Source organism: Escherichia sp. GZ89, from assembly GCF_019366485.1.
Taxonomy (GTDB): domain Bacteria; phylum Pseudomonadota; class Gammaproteobacteria; order Enterobacterales; family Enterobacteriaceae; genus Escherichia; species Escherichia fergusonii.
In genome coordinates, this window is record NZ_JAEOHX010000001.1 from 760,859 (window position 1) to 773,647 (window position 12,789).

A 12,789-nucleotide genomic window follows, 5' to 3' on the forward strand; every position below is an offset into this window, starting at 1 on the left:
CGCCGATGTTTGGTTTAGATAATTAGTGACGAGCGCGCACCAGCTGATACTTACGTGTCAGATACTCCACCGGTACGCTCCAGATGTGCACCAGACGCGAGAACGGGAACAGCAGGAATAACGTCATCCCCAGCACCAGGTGCAGACGGAAGATAAACGCCACACCATCAAGATGTTGGGACGCACCACCGTGGAAGGTCACCACCGACTGTGCCCAGCCAACCAGTTTCATCATCTCACTACCGTCCATATGTTGGGCAGAAAATGGAATGGTTAGCAGGCCCAGTGCGCACTGGATAACGAGTAGCGACAGGATCAGGATGTCCGCCCCAGTAGTCGTTGCTCGTACGCGTGGGCTGGTCAAACGACGCTTCAGCAACAGCACGCCGCCAATCAGGCACAGCACGCCGCTGGCACCACCAGCAAACATCGCCATTTTCTGTTTCACTTCAATTGGCAGCCACGCTTCGTAAACCCAGTGCGGCGTTAACATACCGAGGAAGTGACCGACAAAAATCCCCAGAATACCGATATGGAACAGGTTCGACGCCAGGTTCATCCCTTTGCGATCCAGCATCTGGCTGGATGCCGCGCGCCAGGTGTACTGCCCGTAGTCATAGCGCAGCCAGCTACCAATCAGGAAGACGGCCCCGGCTATGTACGGGTAGATATCAAAGAAGAACATATTCAGGAATTGCATTAGTGCTGTCCTCCGGTGGTGATATTCAGATATTGCGGCGCGACGGCACCGGCAAAGCGACGCTGATGAGCAGTGATTGCTGAATCACCGCAGCCTTTGTCAGCAAAGAATTTAACCTGCTCTTCTTCCCAGACGGCATCCAGCGCCTGTGGCGTATCGTCGCGCGCTTCATCAGCAATTTTTTCCGCCACTTTGTCGCTGTCGATAGCGGTATTCGCCAGTTTCAGCAGCAGATCAAACAGCACGGCATAACGGCTTTCACGTTGTTGCAGACGCGCGCTCAGCAACGCCAGAATCGGCGCGATATCTTTCAAACCTTCCACGGCTTCGCTTTGCGGCAGCTGCGCCAGATACTCCAGATACAGCGGCAGATGATCCGGTAATTCACGACTGTTCAATTGCAAACCGTGCTGCTCATACTGTGCCAACAAGTCAACCATTGCCTGGCCGCGATCGCGGGATTCACCGTGAACATGCTCAAACAGCAGCAACGACGTGGCGCGACCACGGTCGAACAGTTCGCTGTACTGGGCCTGAGCATCCAGCGGATCCAGCGCTGTTAAATCGCGCAGGAAAATGCCCAGCGCATGGGCATCCTCTTTCGACAGATTTTCCGACGCAGCAATCGCCTCAAACATCTCTTGTTGATGCTGCCATAAGGCAGCATCCGGATATTCCAGGAGACGCGATACAATCACGAGTTCGATCATGGGTGCGGCTCCGTTTTACTGGTCACGTCGATGGCATCGATACGGCGGCTGTTGAACAGATTAAATTTGGTATCTGAACCGTGGCAGCCGTCACCAAAGGTAAAGCCGCAGCCATTTTTCTCCGGGAAGGCTTCCCGCGCCAGTTCACGATGACTGCTCGGCACTACAAAGCGATCTTCATAGTTGGCAATCGCCAGATAACGGTACATCTCCTGTGCCTGAGCTTCGGTCAGACCGACCTCTTCCAACGCACGGGTATCAACTTTACCGTCAACGGTTTCAGCACGTTTGTAATGACGCATCGCCAACATACGTTTCAGTGCGCGCAGTACCGGTTGGGTGTCGCCTGCGGTAAGCAGGTTAGCCAGATACTGTACCGGGATACGCAGGCTTTCGACGTCTGGCAAAATACCGTTGCTGCCCAGCTCGCCCGCATCTGCCGCAGACTGAATCGGCGACAGAGGCGGCACGTACCAGACCATCGGCAGTGTGCGATATTCCGGATGCAGCGGCAGCGCCAGTTTCCATTCCATCGCCATTTTATAAACCGGCGACTGCTGTGCGGCTTCAATAACGCTCAGCGGAATACCGTCTTTAATCGCCTGCTCGATGACTTTCGGATCATTCGGATCGAGGAACACGTCCAGCTGACGCTGGTAGAGATCTTTCTCGTTCTCGGTGCTGGCCGCACGTTCAATCGCGTCGGCATCGTACAACAGCACGCCAAGATAACGGATACGACCGACACAGGTTTCAGAGCACACCGTCGGCTGACCCGCTTCAATACGCGGATAGCAGAAGATGCACTTCTCAGACTTACCGCTCTTCCAGTTGAAGTAGATTTTTTTGTACGGGCATCCGGTGATGCACATACGCCAGCCACGGCATTTGTCCTGGTCGATCAGGACGATGCCATCTTCTTCACGTTTGTAGATAGCCCCGCTTGGACAGGTCGCCACACATGCCGGGTTCAGGCAGTGTTCGCACAGGCGTGGCAAATACATCATGAAGGTGTTCTCGAACTGGCTATACATCGCCTTCTGGATGTTGTCGAAGTTCTTGTCTTTCGCCAGTTTGTCAAACTCACCGCCAAGGTCATCTTCCCAGTTCGGTCCTTTTTCGATTTTCGCCATCCGTTCGCCGGTAATCAGCGAACGTGGACGGGCAATCGGCTGCGATTTGCTGCCTTCCGGCGCGGTATGTAGGTTCTGATAGTCAAAATCGAACGGCTCGTAATAATCGTCGATCCCCGGCAGATGCGGGTTAGCGAAAATTTTACCCAGCAGCATGGCGCGGTTACCCATACGCGGCTGAAGTTTGCCGTTGATTTTACGGATCCAGCCACCTTTGTATTTTTCCTGGTTTTCCCAGTCAGTCGGGAAGCCCTGGCCTGGCTTGGTTTCCACGTTGTTGAACCACGCGTATTCCACGCCTTCACGGCTGGTCCAGACGTTTTTACAGGTCACTGAACAGGTGTGGCAACCGATGCACTTATCCAGATTCAGCACCATGCCGACTTGTGAACGAATTTTCATTTTACGCTCTCCTGTACCTGGTCATTGCCTTCGCCATCTAACCAGTCAATGTTCTTCATCTTACGCACTACAACAAACTCATCGCGGTTAGAACCTACAGTGCCGTAGTAGTTAAAGCCGTATGCCAGATGGGCATAGCCGCCGATCATATGCGTCGGTTTCGGCGTGATACGGGTGACCGAGTTATGAATACCACCGCGCTGGCTGGTGATTTCTGAACCCGGCAGGTTAACGATACGTTCCTGCGCGTGGTACATCATGGTCATCCCTGCCGGAACACGCTGGCTGACAACCGCACGGGCAGTCAATGCACCGTTGCTGTTGAAGACTTCAATCCAGTCGTTGTCGGCGATACCCAGCTCTTTGGCATCGGCTTCACTCAACCAGACCACCGGACCACCGCGACCTAAAGTCAGCATCAGCAGGTTGTCGCTGTAGGTGGAGTGGATACCCCACTTCTGGTGCGGTGTCAGGAAGTTGAGCGCTTTTTCCGGATTACCGTTAGATTTCTGGCCCATCACTTCTTTCACCGAACGGGTGTCGATCGGCGGACGATAAACCAGCAGGCTTTCACCGAAATCACGCATCCACTGATGATCCTGATACAGTTGCTGACGGCCAGAGAGTGTGCGCCACGGGATCAGCTCGTGAACGTTGGTGTAACCGGCGTTGTAAGAAACATGTTCATCTTCAAGGCCAGACCAGGTCGGGCTGGAGATGATTTTGCGCGGCTGCGCCTGAATGTCACGAAAGCGGATCTTCTCGTCTTCTTTATTCAGCGCCAGATGCGTATGGTCACGACCGGTAAACTCGCTCAGGGCAGCCCAGGCTTTCACGGCTACCTGACCATTGGTTTCCGGTGCCAGCGTCAGGATCATCTCTGCCGCATCAATTGCGGTGTTCAGCATCGGCTGGCCTTTTGCCGGACCTTCCGCTTTGGTGTAGTTGAGCTTACGCAGCAGATCCATCTCGCTCTGGGTGTTCCAGGCAATCCCTTTACCGCCGTTACCGATTTTCTCCATCAGCGGACCGATAGAGGTAAAGCGTTCGTAAGTTGCCGGATAATCGCGCTCTACGACCATAATGTGCGGTGCAGTTTTACCTGGGATCAGGTCGCATTCGCCTTTTTTCCAGTCTTTCACATCCAGCGGCTGCGCCAGTTCAGCGGCAGAGTCGTGCTGGATCGGCAGCGTAACGATGTCGGTTTCTTTGCCCAGATGACCAACGCACACTTCGGAGAATTTCTTCGCGATGGCTTTGTAGATTTCCCAGTCGCTTTTCGCTTCCCAGGCCGGATCGACCGCAGCAGACAGCGGGTGAATAAACGGATGCATATCCGAAGTATTCATGTCGTCTTTTTCGTACCAGGTCGCCGTCGGCAAAATGATGTCGGAATAGAGACAGGTGCTCGACAGACGGAAGTCCAGCGTCACCACCAGATCCAACTTGCCTTCCAGACCGTTGTCCTGCCAGTCCACTTCTTCCGGCTTCACGCCGCCCTGCTGCCCCAGATCTTTACCCTGGATACCGTGCTCCGTCCCCAGCAGATACTTGAGCATAAACTCATGACCTTTACCGGAAGAACCGAGAAGGTTAGAACGCCAGATGAACAGGTTACGCGGGTGGTTTTTACCGTTTTCTGGTTGTTCTGCCGCAAAACGGATAGAACCCTCTTTCAGGGATTTCACGGTGTAATCCACCGGATTCATGCCCGCTTTTTCCGCTTCGCGAGCGATAGTTAGCGGGTTAGTGCCTAACTGCGGCGCAGACGGCAGCCAGCCCATACGTTCTGCACGGACGTTAAAGTCGATCAGATGTCCGGTATAGCGAGATTTATCCGCCATCGGCGACAGCAACTCTTCTGCGGTCACAGTTTCATAACGCCACTGGCTGGAGTGGTTATAGAAATAAGAGGTGCTGTTCATGTGACGCGCCGGACGCTGCCAGTCAAGGGCAAACGCCAGCGGCTGCCAGCCGGTTTGCGGACGCAGTTTTTCCTGACCTACATAGTGCGCCCAGCCGCCACCGCTCTGACCGACACAACCGCAGAAAATTAGCATGTTGATCAGACCGCGATAGTTCATATCAAGGTGATACCAGTGGTTCAGACCAGCACCAACGATGATCATTGAACGACCGTGCGTCTTATCAGCGTTGTCAGCAAATTCACGGGCAATGCGGATAATCTGGCTGCGAGAAACGCCAGTGATCTGCTCGGCCCATGCCGGGGTGTAAGCTTTCACGTCGTCATAGCTGGTTGCGCAGTTAACGTCGTTCAGGCCACGTTCCAGACCGTAGTTTGCCAGCGTCAGATCATAAACGGTGGTCACCAGAGCAGTGCTGCCATCAGCCAGTTGCAGGCGTTTTACCGGCAGCTTGTGCAGCAGCACATTTTCCAGCTCCACTTTATTGAAGTGTTCCGTGCCGTCGCCACCAAAGTACGGGAAGCCCACTTCAGCGATCTCATCCTGGCTACCCAGCAGGCTCAGTTGTAGCTCAGTTTCTTCGCCGGTTTTGCCGTCGCGCTGCTCAAGATTCCATTTGCCCTTCTCGCCCCAGCGGAAGCCAATAGAACCGTTCGGTGCAACCATTTCGCCATTGGTATTGAAGGCGACTGTTTTCCATTCCGGATTGTTTTCCTGGCCCAGTGCATCCACCAGATCGGCAGCGCGCAGCATACGACCCGCAGCGTAGTAACCGTCGCGCTCTTCCAGCATCACCAGCATTGGCATGTCGGTATAACGACGCACATAGTCGGTGAAATACTGGCTTGGGTTGTCGAGGTGGAATTCACGCAGCATCACGTGGCCCATCGCCAGCGCCATTGCTGCGTCGGTGCCCTGTTTCGGTGCCAGCCACAGATCGCACAGTTTGGCAATTTCAGCGTAGTCCGGCGTGACGGCAACGGTTTTGGTGCCTTTGTAGCGCACTTCAGTAAAGAAGTGAGCATCCGGGGTACGGGTCTGCGGCACGTTAGAGCCCCAGGCGATGATGTAGCTGGAGTTGTACCAGTCAGCGGATTCTGGTACGTCAGTCTGCTCACCCCATGTTTGTGGAGATGCAGGAGGCAGGTCGCAGTACCAGTCGTAGAAGCTTAAGCAAGTACCGCCAAGCAGCGAGAGATAACGCGCACCCGACGCGTAAGAAACCATCGACATTGCCGGAATTGGCGAGAAGCCAGCGACACGGTCCGGGCCGTAGTTTTTGATGGTGTAAACGTTAGATGCGGCGATCAGTTCGTTCACTTCCTGCCAGGAAGAACGAACAAAACCACCGCGTCCACGCGCCTGCTTAAAGCTTTTCGCTTTATCGGCGTCTTCAATGATAGAAGCCCATGCCTCAACCGGATCGCTATGCAGCGCCTTCGCTTCACGCCACATTTTCATCAGGCGTTTGCGCATCATCGGGTATTTCAGACGGTTGGCGCTATAGAGATACCAGGAGTAGCTGGCACCACGCGGGCAGCCGCGAGGTTCATGGTTTGGTAGGTCCGGACGAGTACGCGGATAGTCAGTCTGTTGGGTTTCCCAGGTCACCAGACCGTTTTTAACGTAGATTTTCCAGCTGCAGGAGCCGGTGCAGTTTACCCCATGGGTAGAGCGGACGATTTTGTCATGCTGCCAACGCTGGCGATATCCATCCTCCCAGTCACGGTTGGTATTGAGAAGCTGGCCATGCCCATCGGCAAAGGTTTCGCCCTTCTGTTTGAAGTAGCGAAACCGGTCCAGGAATTTACTCATCGGTTTTCTCCTGTGGGAGCCTGTCGGCTCTCTGATAAATCGACATTGCTAATGTTTAAAGGCAAGGTAACGCTCTGATACAGCGTGGGAATTGATAACGATCAAGAGTGATGGGGATGAAAAATAAAGTAAATTCCTAAGATACCCCTTTAGGATAATTAACACTCTTAGCATAACATTATGTAAATTAAGATGTTTTATACCTGTAGTTATTTAAACCATTAAGATTTTTATGCAGATGGGTATTAAGGAGTATTCCCCATGGGTAACATATTAATGGCTCTTAATGCAATCCGGCGAAATAAGCCACACCTCATAAGAATGTTGTAACTAAACAGCAAGTAAAAAAAGCGCGACATTATGTCGCGCAAAGGATAATCAAATATTACGATTTATTTTTTAGAATGCCGACCGTATACCGCCCAGGTAATCACCACGCAGGCGATATAGAAAATCAAAAATACTTTCATTGCACCGACCGGCGAACCCGTTAATGCCAGTGAGCTACCGAACGCTTTCGGGATAAAGAAGCCACCGATAGCACCGATCGCTGAGATAAAGCCCAGTGCCGCCGCAGTATCGGTTGCCGCTTCACGCATGGCACGTTCGTCAGAACCTCCTTCTGCTTTCACGCGATCCATCGTCAGTTTACGGAAGATCACGGAAATCATCTGGAAGGTGGACCCGCTACCCAGCCCAGCTGTCAGGAACAGTGCCAGGAAGACAGCAAAGAACGCCATAAAGCTTCCGCCCTGCCCATCAGTCGGTAAGGTCAGGAACAGCAGGCCACTGAAAATCGCCATCAGGATAAAGTTCACCAGTGTGACACGAGTTCCGCCCAGACGGTCAGATAATGCACCACCAGCAGAACGCGCCAGCGCACCAATAAACGGCCCGAAGAATGCATATTGCAGAATCTGTACATCCGGGAACTGCGTTTTTGACAGCATCGCAAAGCCCGCGGAAAAGCCGATGAAGGAACCGAAGGTTGCCAGATACAGAAGGCTCATAATCCACAGATGACCCCGTTTGAGTACCGGCAACTGCTCCTTGATGGAGGCTTTTGAGGTAGCAAGATCGTTCATGCCAAACCATGCCGCAATGGTGAAGATGGCAAGGAACGGCACCCATACCCAGGACGCATTCGCCAGATACAGCTCTGTCCCATCCGGCTGTTTGACGCCCTGGCTACCAAATACAGCGAAAATCGACAGTGATACCACCAGCGGAGCAACCAGCTGCATGACACTGACGCCCATATTGCCCAGACCACCATTCAGGCCCAGCGCGCCACCCTGTTTCTGCTTCGGAAAGAAGAAACTGATGTTTGCCATACTGGAGGCGAAGTTCGCGCCAGCAAAGCCGCACAGCAGAGAGATGATGATGAAGACGCTATAAGGCGTAGAGGTATCCTGCACGGCAAAACCCAGCCAGACGCAAGGAATAATCAGAATACCGGTGCTGAACGCCGTCCAGCGACGACCACCGAAGATAGGAACCATAAAGGAGTATGGAACACGTAACAACGCGCCAGAAACCGAAGGCAGCGCCGTCAACATAAATAGCTGATCGGTCGTAAAATTAAAACCGACTTTCGGTAAGTTCACCGCAACAGCACTGAATAACATCCATACGCAAAACGCCAGCAGCAGACAAGGAACGGAAATCCACAGGTTGCGGCTGGCAATACGTTGACCGCGTTGTTGCCAGAACGCCGGATCTTCCGGTCGCCAATCTGTAATGACAGCGCCAGTAGCCCTTTCGGGGGCGGATGAGTGACTCATAGACACCTCTGATACTCGTTTCGATGTCTGCCACCTTAGTGGTTGTAGCTAAAGGTAATTTGATGCAAATCAAACGATAAGATAACTTTATCTATCATTGATATTTATCATTACCCATAGTGAGTACAGCGATTTTATAAAAATTATGAGATTTTTCACGGTGCTGTAAAATCCCTACCCTCACTGATGTAAAACGACTAACCACACGGCAAATAAGGAGTAACTCTTTCCAGGTATGGGTATACTTCAGCCAATAGCCGAGAATACCGCCATTCCAGAATGTATCGTCACATTCATTAAGGTTATTGCTCATTTAAAGCCTGAAGGAAGAGGTTTACATGCTTAAACGTTGTCTCTCTCCGCTCACCCTGGTTAATCAGGTTGCGCTTATTGTGTTGCTTTCTACTGCTATTGGACTGGCGGGGATGGCGGTTTCTGGCTGGCTGGTGCAAGGCGTTCAGGGCAGTGCCCATGCGATCAACAAAGCGGGATCACTGCGCATGCAAAGCTATCGCCTGCTGGCTGCGGTGCCATTAAGCGAGAAAGACAAGCCTTTGCTCAAAGAGATGGAGCAGACGACTTTTAGCCCAGAATTAAGCCGCGCAGCCGAACGAGATGGGCAACAAGCGCAACTTGTAGGGTTACAGGATTACTGGCGTAATACCCTGGCACCAAGTCTGCTACGAGCGCAGGACCGGAAAACTGTAGCGGCGGATGTTAGCCAGTTTGTTGCCGGGCTTGATCACCTGGTCTCTGGTTTTGATCGCACCACGGAAATGCGCATTGAGACTGTCGTACTGGTTCATCGGGTAATGGCGGTATTTATGGCACTTTTACTGGTATTCACTATTATCTGGTTGCGAGCACGGCTACTACAGCCATGGCGGCAATTGCTGGCAATGGCGAGTGCAGTAAGTCATCGTGATTTTAGCAAGAGAGCGCATATTAGTGGCCGCAATGAAATGGCAATGTTAGGTACTGCTCTGAATGATATGTCTGCGGAGCTGGCACAAAGCTATGCCGTACTTGAGCAGCGGGTTCAGGAGAAAACCGCCGGGCTGGAGCATAAAAATCAGATCCTCTCTTTTTTATGGCAGGCCAACCGCCGTTTGCATTCCCGCGCCCCGCTGTGTGAACGCCTGTCACCTGTACTCAATGGCTTACAAAATTTAACCCTGCTACGTGATATCGAACTGCGGGTGTATGACACTGACGATGAAGATAATCACCAGGAATTTACCTGCCAGTCGGATATGACTTGCGATGATAAAGGCTGTCAGCTCTGCCCGCGCGGTGTACTCCCCGTTGGCGATCGCGGCACTACTCTGAAATGGCGACTGGCTGACACTCATACTCAGTACGGTATTTTGCTGGCGACCCTACCGCAGGGGCGTCATCTTAGCCATGATCAACAGCAACTGGTGGATACCCTGGTTGAACAACTCACCGCCACGCTGGCGTTGGATCGCCATCAGGAACGTCAGCAACAGTTGATTGTGATGGAAGAGCGTGCCACCATTGCGCGCGAACTGCATGATTCTATTGCCCAATCTCTCTCTTGCATGAAGATGCAGGTGAGTTGTTTACAGATGCAGGGCGATGCGCTGCCAGAAAGCAGCCGCGAACTGTTAAGTCAGATCCGTAACGAACTGAATGCGTCCTGGGCGCAGTTGCGTGAATTGCTCACCACATTCCGTTTGCAGCTCACCGAGCCAGGATTACGTCCTGCACTGGAAGCGAGTTGCGAAGAGTACAGCGCCAAATTTGGCTTCCCGGTGAAGCTGGATTATCAATTGCCGCCTCGTCTGGTGCCTTCACATCAGGCAATCCACTTGTTGCAAATTGCCCGTGAGGCATTAAGTAACGCCCTCAAACATTCGCAAGCGAGTGAGGTCGTGGTGACGGTGGCGCAAAACGATAATCAGGTCAAACTGACCGTCCAGGATAACGGCTGCGGCGTGCCTGAAAATGCCATCCGCAGCAATCACTACGGCATGATAATAATGCGCGACCGCGCGCAAAGTTTACGAGGCGATTGCCGCGTCCGCCGTCGTGAATCAGGTGGCACCGAAGTAGTGGTCACCTTTATTCCCGAAAAAACTTTCACAGACGTCCAAGGAGATACCCATGAGTAATCAGGAACTGGCTACTATCCTGCTGATCGACGATCACCCGATGCTGCGAACTGGCGTAAAACAGCTTATCAGTATGGCACCAGATATTACCGTGGTTGGCGAAGCGAGTAATGGCGAACAGGGTATTGAACTGGCGGAATCTCTTGATCCCGATCTGATCCTGTTAGATCTCAATATGCCCGGCATGAACGGTCTGGAAACGCTGGATAAACTGCGCGAAAAGTCCCTCTCAGGGCGCATTGTGGTATTCAGCGTCTCTAATCATGAAGAAGATGTGGTCACCGCACTGAAACGCGGCGCGGATGGCTATCTGTTAAAAGATATGGAACCGGAAGATCTGCTGAAAGCATTGCATCAGGCAGCTGCTGGCGAAATGGTATTAAGCGAAGCATTAACGCCTGTTCTGGCCGCCAGCTTGCGCGCTAACCGTGCCACTACTGAACGCGATGTTAACCAGTTAACCCCACGCGAGCGCGATATTCTCAAGCTGATTGCCCAGGGTTTGCCGAACAAGATGATTGCCCGCCGCCTGGACATCACCGAAAGCACAGTAAAAGTGCACGTCAAGCACATGCTGAAGAAAATGAAGCTCAAGTCTCGCGTGGAAGCAGCGGTATGGGTGCATCAGGAGCGCATTTTCTAATTACGGTTCCCAGCGCAGTTCGTCGTTTGACAATGCGTCGAACGGTTCGACAAGCGTTAGCGTGATCTCATTGGAGGAGACACGCTGCCCCTGGTTATCTTCCACCACCACCGACAATCGCCAGTGATTGCTCGCCCCTTCCCCGTTCTGCCAGTCAGGCATGATCAGCGTCCAGCCCTCCGCGCTGTTGGCTTGTGCGCCTGGCGTTAAACTTAATATCTGCGTATCGCCCTGCCAAATCAGTTGCCGAATACCGTAACGACTGCGGATTTGTAATTTCAGTGGCACTGTTTCGCCAGGTTTTAGATCCCACGGAGGTGTCGCCAGATAAACACTTAGCGTTTGGCGCTGGCGATATTCAACTGTCGGCAGATTATTCCGCTGTGGATTATCATAACGACTCCCCCGCAGCGACTGGCTTTCAGCAACTTCGCCTGCTGAAATTTGTTTTTTTAGTGGCACTCCAAAGCGGTAATTGAGATTTAATCCAAGGTTATTTTGACTTTCTCCACTTTCGCCTTGTTTATGCTGGGCTGTCACCGTTAATAATGGTACAGGTGTGTAATTCAACCCCAGACTCAAGGCGACGGGATTATGATAGCCGGTGCCAGAGTTAAACAGATCGACGCTATCACCAAAATATTGTTCGACACTGACGCTGGTATTGAGATGTTGATAAAACGGCATTCGCATCCGGGCGGTCAGGTCGTAACCGCGTGCCATTCGTTGCTCCAGCGTGGCGCTTTGTTCATGCCAGGAGGCAAACGGCTGGTAATAGTTTGCTGACAACCGCAAATATTCCCCCCACGCTTCAGCACCGAAACCTGCTCGCTGGAGATTTTTATCCAGCAAGTTGTCATAAAACGTGTTATATCCCACCAGCCAGTTGCCGCGCGCCCAGCGTTGCCCCAGACCAAGATTGCTCACCAGTCCATCATCTTGCTGGGTAAGCCCTAACTGACTCCATGTCAAATAATGATCATTATCCTTTATGGGCACAAACCAACTCCCCCTGCTGCCACTAAAATTCCCTTCGTTATCCACTTTGACATCAACACTGGCGTTTCCCCACGGCGAAAGCCAGGTTTCTACATGTTGGTTAATCTGCTGACTAAGTGCATCCCGCACCTTACCCAGGGCAAAAGCTTTCGCCTGTTCGCCGGTATCCAGGCCGTTATCAGTCATGCTGGTTTCGCCAAAATCTTTCACAATTTCAGCAAAGTGCTTTTCACCATCACGACTTTCTACCGCCATGCCTAAATCTGGTAAACCGTCAGCATTATTATCAAAGGGATTTTGTGCTTGCCGGATAAAGTTTGATTGCGCGTTTGCCATACCGCACGTCAGCAGCAGTAAATAAAGAGGGGTGAAACACGATGTAATACGGCTCAAATCGTTGTCACCTTTATACAAAAATTACGGGTTACAACCTTAAACCATAATAGTGACTTAAGAATTTTGCAGCCTTTTACTCTAAATTCGAGAATATGCTTAATTTTGAAGTACGAAGGTGATTCATATATTGGTCACGATTATGCCGAA

8 protein-coding genes are annotated in these 12,789 nt (G+C 52.1%); 2 read left to right on the top strand and 6 right to left on the bottom strand.

Annotated elements, in window-relative coordinates:
* Positions 1 to 22: 22 nt before the first annotated feature.
* The 5 genes from narI to narK form a co-directional block, all read right to left on the bottom strand.
* Positions 23 to 700, bottom strand: coding sequence for a respiratory nitrate reductase subunit gamma (gene narI / locus K0335_RS03700; RefSeq protein ID WP_001160122.1), 678 nt, complete (start codon positions 698 to 700; stop codon positions 23 to 25).
* Positions 700 to 1,410, bottom strand: coding sequence for a nitrate reductase molybdenum cofactor assembly chaperone (narJ, locus tag K0335_RS03705; RefSeq protein ID WP_000571676.1), 711 nt, complete (start codon positions 1,408 to 1,410; stop codon positions 700 to 702). Before narJ ends, narI begins: the two co-directional genes overlap by 1 nt.
* Positions 1,407 to 2,945, bottom strand: a complete 1,539-nt coding sequence (narH, locus tag K0335_RS03710) for a nitrate reductase subunit beta (protein WP_046082940.1) — start codon at positions 2,943 to 2,945, stop codon at positions 1,407 to 1,409. Before narH ends, narJ begins: the two co-directional genes overlap by 4 nt.
* Entirely contained in the window at positions 2,942 to 6,685 is a 3,744-nt protein-coding gene (locus K0335_RS03715; protein WP_000032974.1) for a nitrate reductase subunit alpha, read from the bottom strand. Before K0335_RS03715 ends, narH begins: the two co-directional genes overlap by 4 nt.
* A gap of 392 nt (positions 6,686 to 7,077) precedes the next feature.
* Positions 7,078 to 8,469 carry a nitrate transporter NarK gene (narK, locus tag K0335_RS03720; RefSeq protein ID WP_000019836.1) on the bottom strand — a complete coding sequence of 464 codons (1,392 nt, stop codon included), beginning with the start codon at positions 8,467 to 8,469 and terminating at the stop codon, positions 7,078 to 7,080.
* Positions 8,470 to 8,807: 338 nt separating this feature from the next.
* Here narK and narX point away from each other — a divergent pair, with 338 nt between their 5' ends.
* On the top strand, positions 8,808 to 10,604 hold the full coding sequence (gene narX / locus K0335_RS03725; RefSeq protein WP_000918085.1) for a nitrate/nitrite two-component system sensor histidine kinase NarX: 1,797 nt from the start codon (positions 8,808 to 8,810) through the stop codon (positions 10,602 to 10,604).
* Positions 10,597 to 11,247 carry a two-component system response regulator NarL gene (narL, locus tag K0335_RS03730; protein ID WP_000070482.1) on the top strand — a complete coding sequence of 217 codons (651 nt, stop codon included), beginning with the start codon at positions 10,597 to 10,599 and terminating at the stop codon, positions 11,245 to 11,247. The genes narX and narL overlap by 8 nt, the downstream gene beginning before the upstream one ends.
* On the opposite strand, the gene K0335_RS03735 is transcribed toward narL, so the two are convergent.
* Positions 11,248 to 12,639, bottom strand: a complete 1,392-nt coding sequence (locus K0335_RS03735; RefSeq protein WP_104920555.1) for a YchO/YchP family invasin — start codon at positions 12,637 to 12,639, stop codon at positions 11,248 to 11,250.
* Positions 12,640 to 12,789: the final 150 nt, after the last annotated feature.